Raw genomic sequence first — 23,375 nt, forward strand, 5'->3', positions numbered from 1 at the left:
CTGACGTGCCGGTTCCGCCGTCCATGCCGGTGCGCGCGCGGGCCGTTTCGGAGCGGGTCGACTGGGCGCGGTTGGAGCACTGCTGTCCCGACGAGCCGGGGCGCCGCGTACCGAGGTGATCGTGGCGCGGCTGCTGGCGGAGGATTTCGCCGTGCGGGAGCGGGCGGTGGGCGATCTGTGGTCGCTGGTCCTGCATCAGAACACGGTGTACAGGTCGACCGGGGCGGCCGTGTCTGTCGTCGCGGCGCTCCTGGCGGATCCGCGGGCGGAGGTCCGCGGGGTGTTCTTCGGCCAGGAGTGCAGTGTGCGGGCCCAGTTGCTGTGTTGGCTGGCGGACGTGGCGGAGGCGGTGAGCTGGGGTGCGAGCACCGATCCGGCGGTCGGCGCCGCGTCCGACGCGCTCTCGTCGGCGTTCGCGGAGGTCGCGGCGCTGCTGGACGATCCCGATCGGCAGGTTCGGCTCGCGGCTCTGGAGGCCGCCGCGCCGGTGCTGCTGATCCGGCCTCGACCCGCCCAGCTGCGCCCGCTGCTCGCGGACCGGGTCCGGGCCGACCTCGCGACCAGTGCCACGGCCCGCCAGCGGGAGAGCGCGCTTCGGGCGCTGGAGGCGTGGGGCGAGGACGTCACAGAACTGCGGGAACGCCACGAGGCGCTGGTTCGGGCGGAGCGGGCCGCACGGCCGAGTCCGGAGCAGCTCTGGGCGACCGGCTGGAACGGCGAGTCCGACCGCTGGTCACCTGATCGCCTGATCACCGGCGGCCGCCGTCAGGGGTGGTCGGGCGTCAACGGCTTCTGCGGGTCCGGGGCCGGGGCCGGGAAGAGCGTGGCGGCGTCGTCCGGGGCGGGTTGGTGGGCGGGTTCGGCGCCCGGGGGGACGAGGGTGTGGGTGGCGGTGAGGAACTCGGCGAGCGGGGCGGTGGGAGCGAGGACGGTGGCGCGGGTGCCGTCGGCGCCCCGGAAGGCGAGCCGGAGACGGCCGTTGGGCCAGGGGCGGATCCGGACGGCGCCGTTGCCGGCGGGGCCGGTCAGGCCGGTGGCGAGGAGGTCGCGGGCGATCAGCCAGGTCACGGTCCCGTCGGGGGTGCCGTCGGGGAAGGTGAGCCGGACGGCGTACGGGTCTCGCGGGTGGTAGCCGAGGAGCATGATGCGCCGCCCCCCGGTCGGGCCGAACACGTGGACGGGCAGCTGGCGTTCGACGCACGTGCGCATCAGGCGGGTCTCCTCGTTCCGATGTCCGCAACCGCCTTCCCCGGGTGGGGTGTTACATGCGTCCGAAGCGCGGACGGGCGGGCCCACATGGTACGGCCCGAGCCGGACGCCCGAACGTCGGGGAGGCCGGATGGCGGCGAAACGCACACGGCCCGACCGGGCGCCCGGACGGTCGGCGTGGACGGTCGAGCCGGACGGTCGGGCCGGACGGTCGGGCCGGACGGTCGGGCCGGACGATCAGTCATGCCGGTCGGAGCGGTCAGTCGGGCCGGTCAGCCAATCAGCCAATCGGGCCAGTCGGTGCGTCAGCCCTGCTTGATGGCGGAGACGTCGAACTCCAGCACCACCTTGTCGCCGACCAGCACGCCGCCGCCCTCCAGCGCGGCGTTCCAGGTGACGCCGTAGTCCTTGCGGCTGATGGTCACGGAGCCCTCCAGGCCGACCCGCAGGTTGCCGTACGGGTCGACGGCGTTGCCGGTGTACTCGAAGTCGATGGTGACCGGGCGGGTGGTGTCCTTGATGGTGAGGTCGCCGGTGACGCGGTAGTCGCTGTCGGAGCGCTTCTCGACGGCGGTGGCACGGAAGGTGATGTCGGGGAAGTTCGGCGCGTCCAGGAAGTCGTTGGTGCGCAGGTGCTGGTCGCGCTGCTCGACGCCGGTGTCGATGCTCTCGGCCTTGATGACGACCTGGCCGGTGGAGCGCGACGGGTCGGCGCCGTCCAGGTGCGCGGTGCCCTCGAACTGGTGGAAGGCGCCGCGCACCTTGGTGACCATGGCGTGGCGGGCGACGAAGCCGATCCGGGTGTGCGTGGGGTCGAGGACGTAGTCCCCGGTGAGCTCGGTCAGGCTGGCGGACATGGTCGGCGCTCTCCTCGTGGTGTGACGGCATGACGGCGTGGCGGCACGGGCGGGCGCACCGGAGACCGCCCGCCCCACTCGCACCCGACCACGCTAGGCGCTTCCCGTGGTCCGACCCGGGCGTGACACACCGTCACGACGTCGGCATGACGCACCGTCACGAGCCGGACGTGACACACCGCCGCCCGGACCGGGCCCGCGTCCGCCCGGGCCGGACCCGTCTCCGCCCGGCGGGCTCAGCCGAAGCGGCCGTTGACGTAGTCCGCGGTGCGCGGGTCGGCCGGGTCGGTGAACAGGCGCTCGGTGGGGCCCGCCTCGACGATCCGGCCGGGCGTGTCGTGGGAGGCCAGGAAGAACGCGCAGGACTGCGAAACCCGCTGCGCCTGCTGCATGTTGTGGGTGACGATGACGATGGTCAGGCGGTGGCGCAGTTCGGCGATGGTCTCCTCGATGCGGCGGGTGGAGGTCGGGTCGAGCGCCGAGCAGGGCTCGTCCATCAGCAGGATCTCCGGCGAGACCGCGAGCGAGCGGGCGATGCACAGGCGCTGCTGCTGGCCGCCGGAGAGCGCACCGCCGGGGGTGCCGAGCCGGTTGCTGACCTCGTTCCACAGGCCGGCCTGGCGCAGGCTGGACTCCACCAGGTGGTCGCGTTCGTCGCGGCCGGCCTTGATGCCGGCCAGCTTCAGGCCGCTGATCACGTTGTCGTACAGCGACATCGCGGGGAACGGGTTGGGCCGCTGGAACACCATGCCGATCCGGCGCCGCACCTCGGCGGGCCGGCGGCCGGTCGCGTACACGTCCTCGCCGTCGAGCAGCACCTCGCCGGCCAGCGCCGCGCCGCGCACCATCTCGTGCATCCGGTTGAGGATGCGCAGGTAGGTGGACTTGCCGCAGCCGGACGGGCCGATCAGCGCGGTGATCTCGCCGGCTCTCATCTGCAGCGAGACGCGTTCCAGCACCTTGCGCGGGCCGAACCAGGCGGTCAGGTCGCGGGTCTCCAGGCCGGACAGCGCCCCTGACGGCCCGTCGGCGGTCACCGGCGGCAGCGGAATGGTCGGCGGGTCGGCCGGGTCCTTGCCGAACTGGGCGGCGGAGTAAGGGGGTTGTGCGGTCTCGGTCATCGTCGGGCGGGTCCTCTCCGGCAAGCGGCGGTACGAAGCGAGTCAGTAGACGTTGGGCAGCAGGGCGGCGGCGTTCTCGTACACCGACCAGAGCAGCGCGGCGACCACCGGCGCGAAGCACAGGTAGCTCGCGCTGCGCCGCCAGTGGCGTGCCGCCAGGCCCGCTCCGACGACGGCCAACAGCAGGGCCAGTGACCAGAGTTGGAGCGCGGGCAGGGCGCCCTTGTCGGCGGCCAGGGCCTTGTCGGTGGGCGCGGCGGCGGGGCGGCGGGCACCGAGCGACTCCGGTTCGCCGTCGAGCCGGGCGCCGATCAGCACGGTGCTGGTGGGGATCCAGTCGGAGTCCCCGGTGACCAGCACCAGCCGGTTGGGCGCGGTGTCGGTGATCGGGTGGTCGCCGTCGCCGGAGGCGTTGACGGTGTAGTGGAAGCTGCCCTGGCCGGTGGTGATGTCGATGCCGTCGCCCTCGCGCAGGCCGGCCAGTCCGGCGAACGGCGCGCCGAACGCGGTGGAGCGGCCGAACAGCACGGCGACGCCGGGCTGTCCGGGCAGGACGGTGTCACGGCGGTGGCCGGGGCCGCGCATCAGGTCGCGGCCGCTGGTGCCCTCGACCACCACGGCCTGGTGCAGGCCGAGCGCCGGGATGTCGAGCACGGCGAGCGGCGCGCCGTCGGCGGTCGGGCCGGTGGGTGCGGTGGCCTTGCCGAGCTGGTCGCGCAGGGTGGCGTACGCGGTGGACTGGTGGCGTGCCTCCTGGAGCCCGGAGAGGGCGAACAGGTAGCCGGCGAAGCCGAGCAGCAGCACGGCGGCGAGCGTCACCGACCAGGCGACGGCGGCCAGTTTGCGCCCGGCCGGGTCACCGCCGCCGCCGGCGCCGGCGGGAGGGGCGGGGACGACGGGGGCGGCCCCGGCCGGTGCCGGGGTGGGCCGCTCCAGGGCGGTCGCGGTCATCCGGTCTCCTCGGGTGCGGTGCCGACAACGCCTGCGGTCGGGCGGCGCAGCGCCACGCGGACGCCGGCCGGGGAATGCGTACGGTCGCTCATCGGGGCCCCGCCGCGGTGTTGCGGCGACTCCTCGGGTGCGGCGCCGACAACGCCTGCGGTCGGGCGGCGCAGCGCCACGCGGACGCCGGCCGGGGAATGCGTACGGTCGTTCATCGGGGCCCCGCCGTGGTGTTGCGGCGACGCCACCAGGCGGCCAGCAGCGGCGGAACGGTGACCACGCCGAGCAGTTCGATCGCGGTCAGGGTGGACAGCATCCAGTCCTGCGGGCGGCCGCCGAGCGCAACCACGGTGCCGGGTGCGTTGCCGCCCGAACTGCCGCCGCCCGATCCGGAGTCGAGGAGGACCTCGCCGGTCTGCGGGTCGACCGCCTGCGGTCCGGCGTCGCCGCCCGCCCCGGCCGCGCCCGTCCCGCCGCTGCCGCCGGCCGCGCCGCTGCCGCCGCCCGAGGTGTTCCCCGAACCGCCCTTGCTGCCACCGGAGTTGCCGCCGTTGCCGGTCTTCACGGCCTGGCCGTTCTGCACGGTGCAGTCCAGCGGGCTGCCCTGCTTGTCGCACGGGCTGGGCTGCGGGGCGTTCTTCAGGACCGTCAGCTCGCCGGCCGAATTGAAGGTCGGGTTGGGGCAGTTGGAGAGGGTGTTCGGGTCGACGGGGCTGGCGTTGCCGGGGATGTGCTGGGTCTGGAGCAGTCCGCCGCGGACCAGGTTGCGCGGGATCGGCGAGTAGCCGAGGTCGTCGGCCTCGGCCTGCCCGGCGCACAGCACGTAGGCGAGGTAGCGGCTGAGCGCGTTGCCCTTGTCGTCGTTGAACCGCTTCGCCACCGGCAGCGCGGCGCCGGCCCGCGGCACGATCAGGTAGCTGTAGGAGGAGATCGGGTAGGAGCGCGGGTCGTTGTTGGTGTAGACCCCGTCGAGGTTCTGCTGCAGGTAGTCGGGGTCGCTGGTGGAGGTGTTGTCGTCCACGCCGCGGATCTTCGCCGCGGTCAGCGCGACGGCGACATTCGACGCGCCGGGCAGGGTGTAGTACCCGGCCGGGTTGAGCACCTTGACGACGGGCCAGTTGCTGCGCTTGGCGAACGCGTACTCGTCGTAGCCGATCGCGCCGATGCCGGTCGGCGACTGGATGTAGCTGGCCACCACGTCGGAGCCGTTCTGCGCGGTCATCCGGCCCGCCGCGGGGAAGAACTCGGTGTAGTCGCCGCAGGTGACGCCGTTGACCTGGGTGCAGTAGGCCTCCCACTCGTTCTTGTGGGTGTGCTCCATCCAGCGGGTGAACTGCGCGCTGGCGCCGGAGCCGTCGGAGCGGACCACGGGCGTGATCGGGATCTTCGGCAGGGCGCGGCCGTAGTCCGCGGTGATCTTCGGGTCGTCCCAGGAGGTGATCTTGTTGGTGAAGATGCCGACGATGGTGTCCGGGGACAGCCGCAGGTCGGTGATCTTCTTGCCGCCGATCTCCAGGTGGTACATCAGCGCGGTGCCGCCGGCGGTGATCGGCACGTACGAGTAGCCGTACACCGGGTTCTCCGCCTGGCCCACGCCGGCGTTGCCCCGGCCGCCGCCGACGCCGGTGTCGGCCTTGGAGCGGAACGGCACGTCGGAGGCGGTGAAGTCGTCCTGGCCGATCGACCACTGGACGCGGCCGGCGGCCGAGCCGACCGCGCTGAAGTCGATCTCGATGCCCATCGGTTGGACGTCGCGCCGCCACTGGTCGATGGCCGGCCCGGCCCAGCTGGAGCCGTCCGCGCTGAGCGAGGTGGCGGCGTGCGCGGGTGTCGCGCCGAGCAGCGCGACGGGCAGGGCGAGCGCGGCGGCGAGCAGCGCCGACGTCAGATGACGGAGTCGCACAGGACGGTTCTTCCTCTTCGTGGCAGGGAGTTGACGTTCCATCAGTTCGCCGCCGTTCCGGCCGGTCCGAGGTTCACGGGGGCCGCGGCGACGGCGCCGCCGGTGCGGCGCAGCGGGCGGCGGGTGCGCCGGGCGCCGGGGGTGCGGTGGCGGCCGAGAATGCGGGCGGTGACGAACAGGATCACCACGACGGCCATCAGGGTCAGCGCGGCGGCGAACGCCCGGGCCACCATGTCGGGGTAGGGCTGCTTGACGTAGTTCCAGATGTACAGCGGCAGGCTGACCTGGTTGCCGTGCAGGGGGTTGAGGTTGAGCCGGGTGGTGAAGCCGGCGGTGAGCAGCACGGGTGAGGTCTCGCCGACGCCGCGGGCCATGCCGAGCACGACGGCGGTGGTGAGTCCGGGCCGGGCGGTGGGCAGGACGACGTGCCACACGGTGCGCCACTGGCTGGCGCCGAGCGCGTAGGACGCCTCCTTGAGGGTGCCGGGGACGAGCCGGACGACGACCTCGGCGGCGCGGGTGACGATCGGCATCATCATCACGGTGAGCGCGAGGGAGGCCGCGAAGCCGCTCTTCGAGGCGCCGAGGGTGAGGATGACGACGCCGAGGACGAAGAGCCCGGCGACGATGGACGGCAGGGCGGTCATCGCCTCGATCAGCACCCGGACGGGCTTGACCAGGCGGGCGCCGCGCCTGGTGGATCCGGCCTCGACCAGGAAGACGGCGGTGAGGATGCCGAGCGGCACGGAGAACAGGGTGGCCAGGCCGAGCTGTTCGAGCGAGCCGACGATGGCGTGCAGGCAGCCGCCGGAGGTGATCGGGTCGAGCGGCGCGGTGGTGCGCATGGTCTCGGTGAAGAAGTTCAGGTGCCGGGCGGCGGCCACGCCGCGGGCGAAGCTGTAGAAGAGCTGGTCGAGGATGACACCGGTCACCAGCAGGCCGGAGCTCCAGGCGAGTGCGGTGGCCAGGCGTTCGCGCACCGTCAGGGTGTCCCACTGGAGGCGTCCGGCGACGGCGTAGAGGGCGAGGAACAGCAGGTACCAGCAGAGCAGGAAGCCGAGCACGCCGCTGAACGGCAGGATGCGCTCGTACAGCAACCAGTCGAGGGCGAGCGAGCCGACGCCGGCGGCGGCCATCGTGAGGACTTCCTCGCGGGTGACGCCGCCGAGCCGGATCCGCTGCTGCTCGGGGGCGGGTGGGGCGTCGACGGCGGTGTCGGGCAGGGTGGTGGTGGTCATCGGTGGCCTCCGGTCAGTCCGAGGTGGTGGCGCCGGACCGGGACCGGCTGATGATGAACCCGGCGGCCACGTTGACCAGCAGGGTGATGGCGAAGAGCACCAGTCCGGCGGCCATCAGGGCGGACAGCGAGAGGCTGTCGGACTCGCTGAAGCGCAGCGCGATCAGTGAGGAGATCGAGTTGCCGCCGTTCTCCAGGACGTGCCAGGAGAGCCGGAACACCGGCGAGATGATCAGGGCGACGGCGATGGTCTCGCCCATCGCGCGGCCGAAGCCGAGCATCACGGCGCCGATCACGCCGCCGCGTCCGAACGGCAGGACGACGGTGCGGACCATGCCCCAGCGGGTGGAGCCGAGCGCGTACGCGCCTTCGCGTTCGCCCGCGGGGGCCTGCGAGAACACCTCGCGGCTGAGCGAGGTGACGATCGGGATGATCATCAGGGAGACCACGGTGCCGGCGATGAACGTGGACGAGGTGTAGGAGGTGGCGACCTCGCCGGTGCGCACCTCCAGGAACGGCAGCGCGCCGCCGAGGTGGACGGCCAGCCAGCGGCAGAGGCCGACGATCCGCGGCTGGAGGAAGAACAGGCCCCACAGGCCGTAGACGATGCTGGGGATGGCCGCCATCAGGTCGACCAGCGAGACCAGGAAGGGCCGGAGCCGGACGGGCGCGTACTCGGAGATGAAGAGCGCGGCGGCGAGTGCGACCGGCACCGCGATGCACAGCGCGATCACGGCGATCAGGATGCCGTCGGGCAGCACCGCGGCGATGCCGAAGGAGTGCGCGGCGGTACGCCAGCGCTCCTCGGTGAGGAACGACCAGCCGACGGCCTTCAGTGCCTCGCTGCCGCGCAGCAGCAGGAAGAACGCGATCAGGCCCATCAGGGCGAACACGGACAGGCCTGCGGTGCGCAGCAGCCCGCGGAAGGCCCGGTCGGCGGGCGAGGCGGGGGCGCTGATCGGGCGGGGGCGGTCGGCGTCGGGCGGTGGAACGCGGGTTTCCGTCGGCTGGACGGCGGCGGTCATGGTGTCAACTCTCCGCGCGGTGAGGGTTCGTGGGGTCTGGCTGGGGCCGGGCGGGCGCGCGGGGCGCCCGCCCGGCGGGCGGGGCGGGGCCTAACGGCCGAACAGGCGGGCGAGGCTCCGGCCGATCCGGCGGCTGACGTCGGCGCCGCCGGAGGTGCCGTTCAGGAACAGCACGGTGGGTCCGCCGACCAGCAGCACCGCGCCGGTGGCGAGGACGACGGGCAGCAGCAGCCGGGCCAGCCCGGCCCGGTCGGCGGCGGACCGTCCGGCGGCGGCGGTGGTGCCGAGCCGGGGCGAGGCGCTGGTGGAGGCCTTGGCGGCGCCGCCCGGGTCGGCGGCGCCCGGCGCGGCGGCCTCGGCGGGGGTGCCGGCGGAGCCGTAGGAGCCGCTGCCGGTACCGGAGTTGCCGCCCGATCCGGAGCCGGAGCCGGAGCTTCCGCCCTGGCCGTCGCCGCCGCCGTTGGCGGAGTTTCCGCCGCCGGGGGCGGTCTGGTTGCCGGGCAGGGCGCCGTCCTGGGCCGCGACGTGGCCCGCCGCCGCCTTCGCCGCGCCGACCTGGTCGTTCGTCAGTCCGGCGAATCCGATGGCGAGTTGACCGGGCTGGCGGCCGTAGATCTGGCCCTTCCCGGGGTCGGTGACGGTGCTCACGAAGCGGGCGATCGCGGCGGCCTTGTCCGCGGAGACGCCCTGGGTGGGCAGCATGGCGTACTGGACCATGGTCAGCGGGTAGGCCTTGCTGTCCTTGGCGTACGCGGAGTTGGCGTCGCCGTACGGGAGTTGCTGCGTTCCGGTGACGGCGTCGACCGGCATGTCGGCTGCGGCGGCCTGCATGGAGCCGATCGTCGGGGTGGTGAACCCTCCTGCCGGGTTGGGGAGTTCGGCCTCGGGCAGGCTCATCGCCTGGGCCTGCCCGGCGTCCATGACGGCGAACAGGGCGCGCTGGCCGTTGTCCTGGTTGCGGCACTTGGCGTGCTGGCCGTTGATCTCGTCGGTGCTCAGGCAGGACGGCCGGTCGTCCATGGTCATCCGCAGGACCTGGCCGAGCCCGCCGAGCACCGGGTTCCACTCGTACTGCTTCCAGTTCTTCGGACCGGAGAAGTCCTGCGGCTGGAACGCGTCGACCGGGAAGCCGGGGTAACTGGAGCGCAGGTACTTGGTGTTGAGGTGGGTGCCCCACGGGTCGGCGGCGCCCTGGAGGAACTCGGCGGCGTCGGGGTCGGCGGCGATCCAGGTGGTCAGCCGGGTGACCAGGTCGGTGGTGCCGCCGACCACGATCGGGGCGGTGGCGGCGAAGGTGCCGCCGGCCAGGCAGCTGGGCCAGTTCGGGCCGTTGGCGCCGGTCGGGTTGAGCTTCAGGAACTCCGGGTCGGTGAAGACGCAGATCGGGTTGCCCTTGACGCTGTCGGTGCTGTCGCCGGCGTCGAGGCGGTAGCTCTGGGTCAGCATCTTGGCCAGCAGGCGCTGGTTGAGCCGCAGGGTGCGGATCTGCCGGCGGGTGGTGCCGTCGTCGACCAGGTAGACCACCGAGATCGCGCTGGTGGCCAGCGGCGCGTACACGTACGGGCGGGTCGCCGGGTTGCGGTCGGGGATCGCGGTGAGCGCGATGTCGCCGCCGGCGTGGCGCAGGAACGACGACCGGGCCTGCGGCTCGCCGCCGCCGGAGGTGTACTGCAGCGACATCGGGCTGCTGTCCTGGCACAGGCCGGTCCGCCACTGCTGGACGGCGCGGTCGGCCATCTCCAGGCCGATCGCGGAGAAGTCGGCGTTCTTGGCGGCGCAGGCCGCCGGGGTGGGTCCGAAGTCCAGCGGCACCACGACGTGGTTCTTCCAGGCGCAGGCCTCACCGCTGGCGTAGCGCTTGCCGCCGGTGTTCTCGAACGCCACCACGTTGTCGCTGGCGGTGTTGAACAGGCCGTCGGAGTCCGCCGAGTGGTCGTCGCAGTTGATCTCGCCGGCCGGGTCCTGGTAGGCGCCGAGGGAGTCGCCGCCGTAGTTCGCCTCGATCACCAGCGAGCACTTGTGCGTGGGGTCGCAGCCCAGGGTCTGGCTCTGCTGCGCGGTCCACACCTCGATGTCGGCCTCGCCGCTGCCGTCCGGGCGGGTCGCGGCGATCGCCATGTTGGACGGGAACTCGGGCGTGGTGGTGCCCGGCGCGGGGAAGCCCTGCAGGAAGCCCTTGGCCGGGTCGGCGTTGTACAGGCTGGAGCCGTAGCAGTCGGTGACCTTCGGGTCCTCGCCGCGGCACTGGTAGATCCGCACCGGGTAGCGGGCGACCTTGTCGAAGCCCGAGTTGCCGTGCGGGTTGAGCACCACCGGCACCGACTGGAAGTCGGCGTCGACGGTCGGCGTGAAACCGGTCCAGCTGACGTGCAGCACCTGGTTGCCGAGGCCGCTGGTCGGCGACACGGTGACGGATCCGTTCGGGCCGCTGGTCCAGGTGTACGGGTCCCAGCGGGCCGGACCGACCACGGTGGTGCCGGTGGCGGCCTGCGCCTGCTGGACGCCGGTCCCGCCGAGCGGCAGCAGCACGGCCGCGGCGCCCAGCGTCCACGTCAGGACGGCCGCGAGCCAGGCCCTCAGCGGTCGTGATCCGATTCTCGGCCCTGACGGGCGGGCTCTCATGGGCACAACACCTCCGGCGACGGGCGCACCGGAGCAGGCACGCACGGATGACAGGGAGCGGAGCGGCGGTGTTCGGCGGCTCCGACGATATTCGGCCAGTGACGTCTGACCGGGTGCTGTCCACCAGGTGTACGAGGCCCCAATTAGTGCTCGAATCAAGGAATTTGACGTGTCATCAGTGTCCGGAAACGCGCGCACCGCCCGACCGGGCGGGTCGGGCGGTGCGGGTGTGGCGCGTGGTGCGGCTGTGACGTGTGGTCAGGAGGCCGGGGTGTAGGTCACCGCGAGGGTGCCGACGCTCTGGCCCGCGGTGAAGAACGAGGTGCGCAGCTTGCTGTCCAGGTACTGCGCGCCGGCCGGGTCGACGGTCAGCGAGGAGGCGGACAGGTTCTGGGTGGTGCCCGTCCGGGTGACGACGGTCTCGCCCGCCGGGGCGAACAGCGCGACGGGGGTGGTGGAGCCGTCCGGGACGCCGACGACCTGGTAGGTGTCGGAGGCGAACGACAGCTGGTGGAACGCGACCGCGCTGCCGGTGCGGGCGTCCACGAACAGCAGGCCGCCGCCGAACTGGACGCTGCCCCAGAACTCGGCGACGCTGCCGGAGCCGCCGGTGACGGGGAAGCTCGCCGACAGGCCGCTGGCGGCGTCGTAGCCGGCGGTGGCGGTGGGCAGCGGCACGGCCACGATGCCGGCCTGGGCGGCCTGCTGGAAGAACGCGTTGCTCTCGCGGATCACCGCGCTGCCGGCGGCGGGCGCGGCCGAGGCGGTGGTCGCGGTGGCGGCGGTGGCGACGAGGGCGAGACCGGCGGCAGCGGCGGCGATCCGGGCGTACGAGCGGGACATCGTGGCTCCTTCTGGCTGAGGTGCGGGGCGCAGGTGTTTCGCGGTGCGGGCGGTACGACGTGCAGGTGCTTCGCGGTGCGAGGCGCAGGTGCATCGCGGTGCGAGGCGCAGGCGCTTCGCCGTGCGAGGTGCGTCGTGCACGGCGGGTGTGCCGTCATGGGCCGCCGCCCGTCCCGGTTGGCTGCGGGACGGGCGGCGGCGTGGTGCGAGATGGTTCGGGTGAAGCGGTACTGACGGGACGTCAGTGGACGATCACGCCGCAGCCGGTGGTCGGCAGGTTCAGGAAGCCGTAGCTGGTGATGTCGGCGCGGCCGGCGGTGGAGCAGATCCAGCCGCCGTTGCTGAAGATGGCGCGCAGCGCGGTGCCCTGGGTGGTGGTGGCGGTGTAGTCGGCGTCGCGGACCACGTTGAACAGCACGCGGCCGTAGCTGCCGCCGGCGAAGGTCGAGCTCAGGGTGTTGCCCGGGGTCAGCGGGGCGGCGCCGTTGACGTTGCGCAGCGTCAGGGTGCCGGGGGCGTCGGTGGCGGTGGTGTGGCCGTTCAGCTGGCCCACGTAGTGGCCGACCGAGTACGGGAAGACGCTGTCGGGGTTGGTGAAGGCGCTGTCGGTGCCCTCGTTCTCCTCCGGGCCGCTGGTGACGCAGGCGCCCGGGGTGACGTTGCCGATGGCCTGCAGGAAGAACGAGCGGGTGCCCGAACCGGTCTGCGGCAGGTAGGGCTTGATGGTGCCGGCCTGGCCGCCGAACAGCGACCAGTCGGTCTTCTGGCAGGTGTAGATGGCGACCAGGTCGGCGGTGGCCAGGTTCGCCGGGGCGTGGCCGCCGGCCGGGGCGGACCAGGTGACCGCGTCCTTGGCGAAGGCGATGAAGTCGAGGCTCGGGTCGTCGGTGGCCTGGGCCGCGCGGGAGGAGCGGGCGAAGTCCAGCGAGGGGGTGGTGGGCAGCGCGGCGATGGCGGCGCCGGAGCCGTTCGGGCGGTCGATCGGGGTGGTGACGCCCGCCTTCGGCGGAATCTTGGCGGAGCCGGTGGCGTCCCAGCTGTACAGCCGCGGCGTGGTGGTGTTGCTGGCCGGGATGGTCGCGTTGTAGTCCGTGGAGAACTGGGTGAACAGCGCCTGCGTGGTGTCCGAGCCCGCGCCGACGATGTCCTGCGCGGCGGGGAGCACGGCCGGGTCCGCCATGGCGGGAACGGCGGCGACAGTGGTCAGGGCGGCGGTGATCGCAACGGCCGCGAGCGCCTTGGCAGCGGTGTGACGCATGGTCCTCTTCCTCCGAGGGGGATCGTGCCTCGCTGGACCGGACCTCGCAGGGTCCGGCACCGGGCAGCTCCGCGGCTTCCCGGCGGGAGTGATCCTGGCTGCCGCGGACCGCCGTCCGGAAGCCTCTCCCGCCCCACCCGCCGCGCCGACCGGACGCCCGGCTTCGCCGCAATCCCGCTGGTCAGAGCCGATTCTGACGAACCGTCATGCCATCTGATCGGCATGGACACGTTCTTCTCCAGGTGTGCTCACGGGGACACCTCGGCCATCTCCGCTTCACCCCCGCACCACCGACACCGGCCGGACGTCCACGAACCCATCGGGCGGGCGGGGACTCCGGCCGGCACCGCCGACTCACCAGGGACTTCGGGCCGTTCGCCGCATCCGCTGGACGTGGTCGACGGCCCGCAGGAAGCCGGTCACGCTCTGCCGGCACTGGTCGCGCCGCAGATAGCCGCGGGCGCTGCGGGCCACCGCCTCGCCGCCGCCCGCCCCGGCCCGGGTACTGCGGACCGGCAGGTGCGCCGTCCAGGTCCACTGCCGGTCCTCGCGCTGGCTCAGCACGAACCGCAGCGCGGCCCGCTCCGCGAGCAACTCGGCTATGCCCGCGGCGAGTTCGGGCTCCGAACGATACCCCCGGGCGGCGGTGGCCAGCCGCCGACCGTTGGCGGCCACCAGCGACCAGCCGTCCCGCCCGTCCGCACCGCGGACCGGCACCAGGCGCGGGCCGCGCCCCGGCTCCGGCCCGCTCACCGACCGGCCCCGGGCGCACCGCCGGGCACGGGAGCGGTCTCCGACATCCGCGCCAGCAGCGCCATGAACCGCCGGAACGCGTTCTGGCAGGTCGCGTAACGCTCGTACGCCCGACTGGACTTGACCAGCGGATTGCCCCGTGCTCCGGGCACCACCCAGGTCCAGCCCGGGCCGCCCCGCACATGGGTGATCCGCGCCACCAACGCCGGTCCCAGCGCGACCAGTTCGACGAACGCCCGCTCCGCTTCCCCGGCGGAGTCGTAGACGGAGGCGGACACCGCCACCACCCGCCCGTTCATCGCCTTCAACTGCCACTGGAACCGTCCGTTCGACGCCCGCTCCGTGAACAGACCCTCCCCGCGCACCGCCCGCTACCCCCCGGGTCTCCGCCGGCCCGAGGCCGTCCTCGGCCGCAGCACCGCATGGCCCGTCCGGTCCGTATCCCTCACGAACCGGACGCACATCGTCACGCTGCGAACGCTATGTGTGCACAGACAACCTCCGGAAGTGGAATGCCTCCTGAGCTGCCGCTGTTCGCCCCGAAGTTCTCCCTTGTTAATGCAGCGCCTGTATCTGAACCGCCGACCCGGGCGGCCGCGGCCGACCGAAACCACCCGCCCCTGACGGCCATTCACCCGTGTGCGCCATCAAGTCCGCCCCGTACCCGGACGATCTCCTCCCGGGGGGCGACACCCGCGGCCTCCCGTCCGCCCTTCGAGGAGAGACCGTGTCACGCACCCTGTCCCGCTTGGCCGTTGCCGCCACCGCCGTGGTCCTCGCCGCCGGCCTCGCCGTCCCTTCCACGGCCGACGCCCGAGACCGGGCCGGCGCGCTCCGGTGGGTCGCCCTCGGCGACTCGTACACCGCCGGGGTGATCCAGGCGACCGGAGACGTCTTCGAGACCCCGCCGGACGGCTGCGCCCGCACCACCCAGTCGTACCCGGAGATCGCCCGCCGCGACCTCGGCGCCCGGGTCGACCTGCGCAACGTCAGCTGCGGCGCCGCGACCATCGACAACGTCTACCGCGAGCAGCAGACCCCGCTCGGCCGCCCGATGCCGCCCGACGCCATCGACCCGAACGCCCCGTTCGCGCCCGTCCCGCCCCAGCTCGACGCCGTCGGCCCGAAGACGGACCTGGTGACCATCGGGATCGGCGGCAACACGATGGGCTTCGCCGAGATCATCCAGCGGTGCGTGGAACTCGGCGACCGCAGCAAGAACACCGGCACGCCCTGCAAGGACGAATTCACGCCGAGCATGTCCGTCCGGCTGGACACCGTGCGTCAGCAGTACGACCAGATGCTGACCGCCCTGCACTCCAAGGCGCCGACCGCCAAGGTGATCACCGTCGGGTACCCGCACATCGTCCCCAACGACACCGCCAGTTGCCGGTTCGGCGACATCCAGCAGCTCCACACCATCACCGCCGGCGACCTCGACTGGGCCCGCACCGCCGTCCTGGAGCCGCTCAACAAGGTCATCCAGCAGGTGTCCGCCGCCCACGGCGCCACCTACGTCGACCAGTACGCCTCCAGCGCCGGCCACAGCGTCTGCGACTCCGACCACTGGGTGGACGGCGTGGTCAGCAGCATCGTTCCGCTCCAGTTCGCCTTCGTGCACCCCAACGCCAAGGGCCAGGCCAACGTGGCGCGACTGGTCGAGAACGCCATCCACGCCGGCTGACCGGACCGACGACCCCAGCCCGCCCTACCCCGTCGGGAACGGCGGCGCCTCGTCCATCGCCCGCAGCACCCTCCAGGCGGGAATCGCCTCCTCCGGCCGCACGGAGGAGGCGACGGCCTCGACAATCGACCTGGGGAGTCTCGACATGCAGGTCGTCGCCGACGCCGCCGACGGCCGCACCGCGCTCCAACTCGCCCGCCGAATACGGCCGGACCGCGCAAACTGGGCACCCGCAACCGGGTCCGCATCGCCACCTGGTCGCCGACCCACCGCCAGCGGCTTCCCTGAACCGACCCCGGACCGACCCCGGACCGACCCCGGACCGGCCCCGGACCGGCTCTAGACCGCGAAGAGCTTCCGGCCGGCCGGGGTGAGCGCCCAGTCGCCGATCGGGCTCTCGCCGATCCGCACCGCGTACAGCACGCCGTGCGCCCCGAAGTGGAACGCGGCGATCGGGGCGTCCCGGTGCTCGCCGGTGTAGGAGAAGGTTTTCGGGGCGTCCGGCGCGGGGTCTCCGTATACCACCGACGGATCGCCGAACTCGGCGATCACCTCCGGCAGTTGGCGCCGGTCCTCGGACCAGTCGAGGACCCGGTCGAGCAGCTGGTCGAGCTCCTCCGCGCCCAGGGCCCGGTCGAGTCGCAGCCAGCCCCGCCGGTGGGCGTCCTCGCCGTACTGGGAGGCGACCAGCGGCGGGTCGGCCTCGCCGAAGCAGCCGCGCAGCAGGGTGGTGACGGTGCGGGAGTTGGTGTCGGGGATCCACGCGGTGTCGCCCTCGCCGTCGGGGTCGGCGGCGGCCAGGGTGTCGAGCAGGTCGACCACGGCCGCCGGGCCGCCGAACAGTTCGGGGTGCCGGACGGCGTCGTTCAGCGAGTCGAGCAGCTCGGCCCGCCGGGCGTCGGTGAGCGGCGGCCGGACGTCCTGGCAGGTGAGCGGGTCGGCGTCGACGGCGTGGGTGGGTGCACTCATGGGGTCAAGTGTGCCGGTTCGGCGGTCATTCGACGGCAACGGGGCAGCTCATCCGCCGCCGGTGGTCCAGTACCCTTTCGGGGCCGGTGAGTTCGAGCCGGACGGTGTGGCGCACGTCCGCGCTGGAGGCGGCCAGCCGGAGCCGGAGCTCGCCCGCCTCGACGATCCGGCGGCCGTCGGGGCCGGTGCAGGAGGCCAGGTCGGCGTGGAAGCCGAACCGGACCTGCCGGCTCTCGCCGGGCGCGAGCGGGACGCGCGCGTAGCCGATCAGCCGCGCGTCGGGGCGGGTGGTGCGGGCGACCGGGTCGTGCAAGTAGAGCTGGACGGTCTCGATGCCGGCCCGCTCGCCGCTGTTGCGGACGGTGAGGAGGACGTCCGTGCCTGCGTCGGTGGCGAGTCGGGGCTCCGGGTCCGGTCCGGGCGTCCACGCGAAGGTGGTGTAGGACAGGCCGTGGCCGAACGGGTGGAGCGGTGTCGGGTCGATGCTGCTGACGTCGTTGGCCAGGCCGAGCGGCGGTTGCAGGTACGTCCAGGGCTGGCCGCCGGGCTCGCGCGGGATGCTGACGGGCAGTCGGCCGGACGGGTCGACCGCGCCGGTGAGGACGGCGGCGAGCGCCGGTCCGCCCTCCTCGCCGGGGAAGAACGCCTGCACGGCGGCGGCGCAGCGTCCGTGCCAGCGGCCGAGCGCGTAGGGGCGGCCGGTGAGCAGGACCAGCACCACGGGGGTGCCGGTGGCGAGCAGGGCGTCGAGCAGTTCGCCCTGCACGCCGGGGAGCCGGAGGTCGGGCGCGTCGCAGCCTTCGCCGGAGGTGCCGCGTCCGAACAGTCCGGCGCGGTCGCCGAGGACGGCGAGGCAGAGGTCGGCCCCGGCGGCGGCCCGGACGGCGTCGGCGAAGCCCTCGGCACCGGTGCCGTCGACCTCGCAGCCGGGCGCGAGGTCGAGTTCGGTGTCCGGGAGTTGGGCGCGCAGGGCGTCGAGGACGGTGGGGATGTCGATGCCGATCGGCACCTCGGGGTGGGCGGTGCCGACGTGGCTGGGGAAGGAGTAGCAGCCGAGCATGGCGAACGGGTCGTGGGCGCGCGGTCCGACCACGGCGATCCGCCGGGTGCCGGGGGCGATCGGCAGGACGCCGGCGGGGTTGGCGAGCAGCACGACGGACTGTTCGGCGATCCGGCGGGCGAGTGCCCGGTTGCCGGGCGGGTCGAGGTCGATGCTGCCGCGGACGTCCTCGGGTGCGGTGTCGGTGTCGCAGCCGGCGGGCAGCGCGGACGGCAGCGGGCGCCACTCGGGGTCGAGCAGGCCGAGCCGGCACTTCTGCAGCAGGACGCGGCGCAGCGCCCGGTCGACCAGCTGTTCGGGGATGCGGCCGTCGCGGACGGCTTCGATCAGGGTGTCGCCGTAGGCGCGGACGGTGGGGAGTTCGACGTCGACGCCGGCGGTGAGGGCCAGCCGGGCGGAGTCGGCGCGGTCGGCGGCGACCCGGTGCAGGGTCTCCAGGAAGCCGACGGCGAAGTAGTCGGCGACCACGGTGCCGGTGAACTGCCAGGTGTCGCGGAGCAGTTCGGTGAGCAGGGCGGGGTCGGCGGCGACCGGCAGGCCGTCGATCTCGGTGTAGGAGTGCATGACGGAGTCGGCGCCGCCCTCGTGCAGGGCCATTTCGAACGGGGGCAGCAGGACGTCGCCGAGTTCGCGGGCCCCGGCCCGGACGGGGGCGAGGTTGCGGGCGCCGGCGGAGGCGGAGTAGCCGACGAAGTGTTTGAGGGTGGCGACGACGCCGGCGGAGCGCAGTCCGCGGACGTAGGCGGCGCCGATGGTGGAGACCAGGTAGGGGTCTTCGCCGATGGTCTCCTCGACGCGTCCCCAGCGCAGGTCGCGGGCCACGTCGAGGACGGGGGCGAGTCCCTGGTGGATGCCGACGGAGCGCAGGTCGTGGCCGATCCGGTGGGCCATCTCGGCGATCAGCGCGGGGTCGAAGGTGGCGCCCCAGGCGAGCGGCACGGGGTAGGCGGTGGCGCCCCAGGCGGTGAAGCCGGCCAGGCACTCCTCGTGGGCGACGGCGGGGATGCCGAACCGTCCGGCGCCGGTGAGCTGTTGCTGGGCGCGGGCGAGCGCGAGGGCGCCGACGGCGGGGTCGACGGGGGCGGTGCCGAACGGGCGGGTGAGTTGGCCGAGACCGCGGACGGAAAGCGCTTTCAGGTCGACCGGGTCGCACATCTCGTTCTGGTGCGGGGCGACGCCGTCGCCGCCCGTGTCGGCGCCCACCCACACGCCGTACAGCTGGGCGGCCTTCTCGTCCAGGGTCATCCGGGCCATCAGGTCCTCGACCCGGGCGTCCGGGGCCTGCGCGGGGTCGCGCCAGGGTCCGGCCAGGTGCGGATCGGTGGCGGCCGGTGCGGGGTGGGTCGTCATCGGACGGCGGGTTCCTTCCCGTGCTTGGTGGTTGACGGCGCGATTCGGTTCCTCAGCCCTTGACGGCCCCGGCCATGCCGCCGACGATGCGGCGTTCGGCGAACACGAAGAAGCCGAGCGCGGGCAGCATCGACAGGGCGGTGTAGGCCAGGATTCCGGCGGTGTCCTGCGAGTACTGGGACTGGAAGGATGCGACGCCGAGCGGCAGGGTGAAGTGCGACTGCTCGTTGAAGACCAGCATCGGCAGCTGGTAGGCGTTCCAGGAGCCGAGGAAGGCGAGCACGGCGACGGTGACCAGGGCGGGTCGGGCCAGCGGCAGCATGATCCGCCACAGGAAGCCGAGCCGGCCGCAGCCGTCCACGGCGGCGGCGTCCTCCAGCTCCCCGGGGATCGCGGCCATGAACGGCCGCAGGATGACCACCGTCACCGGCAGTCCGAACGCGGCCTCGGCCAGCGCCACCCCGAACCAGCTCTCCAGCAGGTGGAGTTGGCGCAGCAGCAGGTAGACCGGCAGCGAGGCCACGCCGAGCGGGAACAGCAGGCCGGCGGTGAACAGCGTGTAGACGCCCTCCCGGCCGCGGAACCGGTAGCGGGCCAGCGCGTACCCGGCGGCCGCGCCGAGCCCGCAGGTGAGCACGGTGGCGGTGACGGCGATCAGGGCGCTGTTGCCCATCAGCTGCCAGAACATCGAAGAGCCCAGCACGGAGCGGTAGTTGTCGAGCACCCAGGGGCTCGGCAGTCCGGTCGGGTCGGCGTTCAGCTGCGCGTTGGTCCGGAAGCCGCCGAGCACCACGAAGGCGATCGGGACGAGCGTCACCCCGGCCACCAGCAGAGCCGCCAGGTATCTGCCGGGAATCGCCAACTGCCGTGCGGTGAGCGGCTTTTGCCTGGTTCGGTCGGGCATGTGTCAGTCCACCCTTCCGGTGAGCGCGCCGTCGGTGTCGCGGCGCAGCGCGAAGTGCTGGTAGGCGAGCGCGAAGGCGAAGCAGACGGCGAACAGCACCACCGCGACGGCACTGCCGTAGCCGAACTGGTAGCGGCGGAAGCCGCGGTCGATGACGTAGGTGGCCATGGTGGCGGAGGAGCCGGCGGGGCCGCCGAGCGTCATGATCCAGACCAGTTCGAAGAGTTGGAGCGAGCCGATCACCGAGAGGAAGATCCAGATCCGGACGGTCGGGCCGAGCAGCGGCAGCACCACCTTGCGGGTGGTCTGCCAGGCGGTGGCGCCGTCCAGGGCGGCGGCCTCCCGCAACTCGGTGGGCACACCTTGGAGTCCGGCGAGGAACAGGATGATGCCGAAGCCGAGGTACTTCCAGGTGGAGACCGCGAACAGGGTGTACAGCACCAGGTCGGGGTCGGCCAGCCACTGGTGGACCAGCGTTCCGAGGCCGAGCGAGCGGAGCCCCTGGTCGACGGCGCCGCCGGGTTGGAGCATCACCAGCCAGGCGACGGCGGTGATCGCCTCGGAGAGCACGTACGGGGTGAAGGCGATCAGCCGCAGCAGGGCCCGGCCGCGCAGGCGGCCGTTCAGCAGAAGCGCGAGGGCGACGGTGAGCGGCAGTTGGACCGCCACCGACAGCAGCGCGAACACCACGTTGTGCCCGATGGCCCCCTGGAACACCGGATCGGCCAGTGCCTTGCGGTAGTTGGCGAGGCCGACGACCTTGCTGGGCGGGCCGAAGCCGTTCCAGTCGAAGAAGCTGTAGTAGACGGCCGCGGCGATCGACACCAGCACGAACAGCGCGAACAGGGCGAGTGCGGGGCCGAGCAGCAGGGCGAGTTCGGCCCGGGTGCGGCCGCTGGTGCGCCGCCGGGCGGGGCGGCGGCGGGTCGGGGTGGCGGAGCGGGCCGGGGCGGCGGCCCGCTCCTCGACGGTGCTCATCCTCACCCCGCCGCGTTCACCGCGCGGGCCACCGAGCCGGCGTCGCCCTTGCCCGCGAACAGGTCCGCGGCCGCGTCGTTGAGGGCCTGTCCGACGGCGGTGGGCAGCGCGACGTCGAAGTACACCTGGATGTAGCTCGCCTTGGCGTTGTAGTCGAAGATCTGCTTGACCACGGGGTCCTTGATGGCGGCGACGGCCGCCGGGTTGACCGGGATGGTCGCCGCACCCGAGGTGACCAGTTCGGTCTGCACCTCGGCGCCGGTCAGGTACTTGAGCACCTGTGCGCAGTCGGCGGCGCGTTTGACGGTGCACGAGAAGCCGTCGCCGCCGCCCAGTGCCACGCTCGGGTCGCCGGCCGCGCCGGTGACCGCCGGGAACGGGAACCAGCCCAACTGGTCCTTGTAGGACGGGTCGGCGGCCAGGCCCTGCATGACGCTGGGGTTCCAGTCGCCCTGGAGTTCCATCGCGGCCTGCCCGGCGGCGACCAGGCCGGCCGAACTGCCGCTGCCCTGCTGGGCGGGGGTGCCGTTGAAGCCCTCCTGGAACGGCTTCAGGGCGATCAGGTCGAGCACGTCCTGTCCGGCCCTGGTGAAGCACGGGTCGGTGAACTTGGCTGCTTTCACCGAGGACTTGAGGGTGTCGACGGCGCACTCGCGGACGGCGAAGTAGTCGTAGTAGAAGGCGTCCGGCCAGCGGTCCTTGCCGCCGAGCGCGATCGGGGTGCTGCCGGCGGCCTTCAGCTTGCCGATGTCGGCCTTCAACTCGTCGACGGTGGCGGGCGGTTGGGTGATTCCGGCGTGGGCGAACAGGTCCTTGCGGTACCAGAAGCCGACCACGTGCGAGTCGTACGGGACGCCGAGCTGCTTGCCGTCGGCGGCCCAGCCCTGGGCGGCGGGGCCGATGTCCTTGATCCAGTCGGCGGTGAGCGAGGTCAGGTCGGCGACCCGGCCGGACTGCGCCTGGGTGGCGAGCAGGCCGCCGCCCTGGTTGAAGTAGATGTCCGGCGGGTTGTTCGACTGGAGCGCCAGCGGGACCTTGGTGGGGAACTGCTCGTTCTGGATCGGCACCACGTCGAACTTCGAACCGGCGTGGGCCTGCTGGTAGTTGGCGGCCGCATGGTCCCAGACGGTCTTCAGCGGGTCCTGGGTGCCGTTGTGCCACCAGGTCAGCGCGCCGCCGCCGCTGCCCGAGCCGCCGCTGCCGCAGGCGGTGAGCAGGGCGAGCGCGGTGGCGGCGGCCAGCGCGGCGACGGGCAGACGTCTGCGAACGAACATGGTGCGGGCCTCCTGGGGCAGGGAGCGGCTCGAAAGTTTCGGCGACGGCAAGGTGGGCGGCCCCGGACATCGCGGGGTCGGCGCAGGTGCGGCACTGCTGAGCTGCGAGAAACACCCGTACGCGGCAGCACGGGCCGGAGCGCTCGAACGTCCCGAATGTTTCGTCCAACGTTCGAATATTGCGAGGAAGCTACGGCGGCCCGGCAGGCGCGTCAAGGCCTCCGACCGAACCGGACCGCCGTTCGTGCACCGCCCCTCCCGGTCGGGCAGGAGCGCTACTATCCGTGCCATGAGCGCCGCTGAACTCGAACCCGACCCCGCGCCGACCCTGTCGGAGATCGCCCGGGCGGCCGGCGTTTCGGCGCCGACAGTTTCGAAAGTCCTGAACGGACGGGCCGACGTCGCCCCCGCCACCCGCGCCAAGGTCGAGGAGATCCTGCGCCGCACCGGCTACCAGCGCCGCCGCACCACCGCGCCGCCGTCCCGGCTGCTCGACCTGGTCTTCCACCAACTCGACAGCGCCTGGGCGGTGGAGGTGATCCGCGGCGTGGAGACCGTCGCCCGGGACGAGGGGCTGAGCGTCGTGCTCTCCGAGTCCGCCGGCCGGCTCACCCCCGGCCAGACCTGGGTGGACGGCGTCCTCGCCCGTCGACCCGCCGGAGTGGTGCTCGTGCTGTCCGACCTGGACGCCGCCCAGCGCGACCAACTCACCAGCCGCGACATCCCGTTCGTCGTCCTCGACCCGGCCGGCGACCCCGCCGACGGGGTGCCCGCCGTCGGCACCGGCAACTGGCAGGGCGGCCTCGCCGCCACCCGCCACCTGCTCGACCTCGGGCACCGGCGGATCGCGATGATCTCCGGGCCGTCCGGCATGATGTGCAGCCGCGCCCGGGTGGACGGCTACCGCACCGCGCTGGAGACCGCCCGGCTGCCGGTCGACCCGGACCTGATCCACGAGGGCGACTTCCACCACGAGGCCGGGTACGCCGCCGCCCGCACCCTGCTGACCCGCGCCGACCGGCCCACCGCGATCTTCGCCGGCAACGACCTGCAGGCGCTCGGCGTCTACGAGGCCGCCCGTGAACTCGGCCTGCGGGTACCGCAGGACCTGTCCGTGATCGGCTTCGACGACCTGCCACTGGCCCGCTGGGTCGGCCCGCCGTTGACCACCGTCCGGCAGCCGCTGGTCGAGATGGCCGAGACCGCCGCCCGGCTGGCCGTCGAACTCGGCCGCGGCGAACACCCCGCCGCCACCCGCGTCGACCTCGCCACCAGCCTGGTGGTCCGCGCCTCCACCGCGCCGCCGCCGGTCGACTCCCCGCGCCCGCCCACCCGTTGACGCCGCCCGCCCACCGACCCGTTGACGCCGCCCGCCCGGCTCCCCTA

Annotated in this window: 19 protein-coding genes; 2 read left to right on the plus strand and 17 right to left on the minus strand. The window is 73.1% G+C overall.

What is annotated here, in order from left to right; translation table 11 throughout:
* Positions 1–765 precede the first annotated feature (765 nt).
* From ACIQF6_RS20490 to ACIQF6_RS20545, 12 genes are all read right to left on the minus strand, one after another.
* Entirely contained in the window at positions 766–1,209 is a 444-nt protein-coding gene (locus tag ACIQF6_RS20490) for an SsgA family sporulation/cell division regulator (RefSeq protein WP_400896895.1), read from the minus strand.
* Positions 1,210–1,514: 305 nt separating this feature from the next.
* Positions 1,515–2,066, minus strand: coding sequence for a YceI family protein (locus ACIQF6_RS20495; RefSeq protein ID WP_400896897.1), 552 nt, complete (start codon positions 2,064–2,066; stop codon positions 1,515–1,517).
* A 236-nt stretch (positions 2,067–2,302) separates the two neighbouring features.
* Positions 2,303–3,187 (minus strand): phosphate ABC transporter ATP-binding protein, encoded by an 885-nt coding sequence (locus ACIQF6_RS20500; RefSeq protein WP_400896899.1) that lies wholly within the window; start codon positions 3,185–3,187, stop codon positions 2,303–2,305.
* Positions 3,188–3,229: 42 nt separating this feature from the next.
* Entirely contained in the window at positions 3,230–4,138 is a 909-nt protein-coding gene (locus tag ACIQF6_RS20505; protein WP_400896901.1) for a sortase, read from the minus strand.
* 202 nt (positions 4,139–4,340) lie between these two features.
* Entirely contained in the window at positions 4,341–6,032 is a 1,692-nt protein-coding gene (locus tag ACIQF6_RS20510) for a substrate-binding domain-containing protein (RefSeq protein ID WP_400896903.1), read from the minus strand.
* A 41-nt stretch (positions 6,033–6,073) separates the two neighbouring features.
* Positions 6,074–7,270, minus strand: coding sequence for a phosphate ABC transporter permease PstA (gene pstA, locus ACIQF6_RS20515; RefSeq protein ID WP_400896905.1), 1,197 nt, complete (start codon positions 7,268–7,270; stop codon positions 6,074–6,076).
* A gap of 13 nt (positions 7,271–7,283) precedes the next feature.
* Positions 7,284–8,294, minus strand: a complete 1,011-nt coding sequence (gene pstC, locus ACIQF6_RS20520; protein WP_400896907.1) for a phosphate ABC transporter permease subunit PstC — start codon at positions 8,292–8,294, stop codon at positions 7,284–7,286.
* 90 nt (positions 8,295–8,384) lie between these two features.
* Positions 8,385–10,916: a hypothetical protein gene (locus ACIQF6_RS20525; protein ID WP_400896909.1), complete on the minus strand. Its 2,532-nt coding sequence runs from the start codon at positions 10,914–10,916 to the stop codon at positions 8,385–8,387.
* Between the two features lie 258 nt (positions 10,917–11,174).
* The gene (locus ACIQF6_RS20530) at positions 11,175–11,759 is read right to left on the minus strand and encodes a hypothetical protein (protein ID WP_400896911.1); all 585 of its coding nucleotides are present in this window, start codon (positions 11,757–11,759) and stop codon (positions 11,175–11,177) included.
* A 241-nt stretch (positions 11,760–12,000) separates the two neighbouring features.
* Entirely contained in the window at positions 12,001–13,017 is a 1,017-nt protein-coding gene (locus ACIQF6_RS20535) for a substrate-binding domain-containing protein (protein ID WP_400896913.1), read from the minus strand.
* A 354-nt stretch (positions 13,018–13,371) separates the two neighbouring features.
* Positions 13,372–13,770, minus strand: a complete 399-nt coding sequence (locus ACIQF6_RS20540; protein ID WP_400896915.1) for a hypothetical protein — start codon at positions 13,768–13,770, stop codon at positions 13,372–13,374.
* Positions 13,767–14,135, minus strand: coding sequence for a DUF1508 domain-containing protein (locus tag ACIQF6_RS20545; protein ID WP_400896917.1), 369 nt, complete (start codon positions 14,133–14,135; stop codon positions 13,767–13,769). Before ACIQF6_RS20545 ends, ACIQF6_RS20540 begins: the two co-directional genes overlap by 4 nt.
* A 362-nt stretch (positions 14,136–14,497) precedes the next feature.
* On the opposite strand from ACIQF6_RS20545, the gene ACIQF6_RS20550 reads away from it, so the two are divergent.
* Positions 14,498–15,454, plus strand: coding sequence for an SGNH/GDSL hydrolase family protein (locus ACIQF6_RS20550; protein ID WP_400896919.1), 957 nt, complete (start codon positions 14,498–14,500; stop codon positions 15,452–15,454).
* Between the two features lie 339 nt (positions 15,455–15,793).
* Here the strand turns inward: ACIQF6_RS20550 and ACIQF6_RS20555 are convergent, their stop codons facing one another.
* The 5 genes from ACIQF6_RS20555 to ACIQF6_RS20575 are packed head-to-tail and all read right to left on the minus strand — an operon-like array spanning position 15,794 to position 21,989.
* Entirely contained in the window at positions 15,794–16,423 is a 630-nt protein-coding gene (locus tag ACIQF6_RS20555; protein ID WP_400896921.1) for a hypothetical protein, read from the minus strand.
* Between the two features lie 25 nt (positions 16,424–16,448).
* On the minus strand, positions 16,449–18,833 hold the full coding sequence (locus ACIQF6_RS20560) for a glycoside hydrolase family 3 N-terminal domain-containing protein (RefSeq protein ID WP_400896923.1): 2,385 nt from the start codon (positions 18,831–18,833) through the stop codon (positions 16,449–16,451).
* 52 nt (positions 18,834–18,885) lie between these two features.
* Positions 18,886–19,737, minus strand: a complete 852-nt coding sequence (locus ACIQF6_RS20565) for a carbohydrate ABC transporter permease (RefSeq protein ID WP_400896925.1) — start codon at positions 19,735–19,737, stop codon at positions 18,886–18,888.
* A gap of 3 nt (positions 19,738–19,740) precedes the next feature.
* The gene (locus tag ACIQF6_RS20570) at positions 19,741–20,715 is read right to left on the minus strand and encodes a carbohydrate ABC transporter permease (protein ID WP_400896927.1); all 975 of its coding nucleotides are present in this window, start codon (positions 20,713–20,715) and stop codon (positions 19,741–19,743) included.
* Positions 20,716–20,717: 2 nt separating this feature from the next.
* A complete protein-coding gene (locus ACIQF6_RS20575) occupies positions 20,718–21,989 on the minus strand; it encodes an extracellular solute-binding protein (protein ID WP_400896929.1) in 1,272 nt (423 codons plus the stop codon).
* A gap of 289 nt (positions 21,990–22,278) precedes the next feature.
* On the opposite strand from ACIQF6_RS20575, the gene ACIQF6_RS20580 reads away from it, so the two are divergent.
* The gene (locus tag ACIQF6_RS20580; RefSeq protein WP_400896931.1) at positions 22,279–23,328 is read left to right on the plus strand and encodes a LacI family DNA-binding transcriptional regulator; all 1,050 of its coding nucleotides are present in this window, start codon (positions 22,279–22,281) and stop codon (positions 23,326–23,328) included.
* Positions 23,329–23,375: the final 47 nt, after the last annotated feature.

This window comes from Kitasatospora sp. NPDC092948, from assembly GCF_044754805.1.
In the GTDB taxonomy this organism is placed as follows: Bacteria; Actinomycetota; Actinomycetes; order Streptomycetales; family Streptomycetaceae; genus Kitasatospora.

Excerpts from the sequence above, each read along its gene's own strand:
- ACIQF6_RS20490 (WP_400896895.1), bottom strand. The coding sequence starts at position 1,209 with ATGCGCACGTGCGTCGAACGCCAGCTGCCCGTCCACGTGTTCGGCCCG.
- ACIQF6_RS20495 (WP_400896897.1), bottom strand. The coding sequence starts at position 2,066 with ATGTCCGCCAGCCTGACCGAGCTCACCGGGGACTACGTCCTCGACCCC.
- ACIQF6_RS20500 (WP_400896899.1), bottom strand. The coding sequence starts at position 3,187 with ATGACCGAGACCGCACAACCCCCTTACTCCGCCGCCCAGTTCGGCAAG.
- ACIQF6_RS20505 (WP_400896901.1), bottom strand. The coding sequence starts at position 4,138 with ATGACCGCGACCGCCCTGGAGCGGCCCACCCCGGCACCGGCCGGGGCC.
- pstA (WP_400896905.1), bottom strand. The coding sequence starts at position 7,270 with ATGACCACCACCACCCTGCCCGACACCGCCGTCGACGCCCCACCCGCC.
- pstC (WP_400896907.1), bottom strand. The coding sequence starts at position 8,294 with ATGACCGCCGCCGTCCAGCCGACGGAAACCCGCGTTCCACCGCCCGAC.
- ACIQF6_RS20525 (WP_400896909.1), bottom strand. The coding sequence starts at position 10,916 with ATGAGAGCCCGCCCGTCAGGGCCGAGAATCGGATCACGACCGCTGAGG.
- ACIQF6_RS20530 (WP_400896911.1), bottom strand. The coding sequence starts at position 11,759 with ATGTCCCGCTCGTACGCCCGGATCGCCGCCGCTGCCGCCGGTCTCGCC.
- ACIQF6_RS20535 (WP_400896913.1), bottom strand. The coding sequence starts at position 13,017 with ATGCGTCACACCGCTGCCAAGGCGCTCGCGGCCGTTGCGATCACCGCC.
- ACIQF6_RS20555 (WP_400896921.1), bottom strand. The coding sequence starts at position 16,423 with ATGAGTGCACCCACCCACGCCGTCGACGCCGACCCGCTCACCTGCCAG.
- ACIQF6_RS20560 (WP_400896923.1), bottom strand. The coding sequence starts at position 18,833 with ATGACGACCCACCCCGCACCGGCCGCCACCGATCCGCACCTGGCCGGA.
- ACIQF6_RS20565 (WP_400896925.1), bottom strand. The coding sequence starts at position 19,737 with ATGCCCGACCGAACCAGGCAAAAGCCGCTCACCGCACGGCAGTTGGCG.
- ACIQF6_RS20570 (WP_400896927.1), bottom strand. The coding sequence starts at position 20,715 with ATGAGCACCGTCGAGGAGCGGGCCGCCGCCCCGGCCCGCTCCGCCACC.
- ACIQF6_RS20575 (WP_400896929.1), bottom strand. The coding sequence starts at position 21,989 with ATGTTCGTTCGCAGACGTCTGCCCGTCGCCGCGCTGGCCGCCGCCACC.
- ACIQF6_RS20580 (WP_400896931.1), top strand. The coding sequence starts at position 22,279 with ATGAGCGCCGCTGAACTCGAACCCGACCCCGCGCCGACCCTGTCGGAG.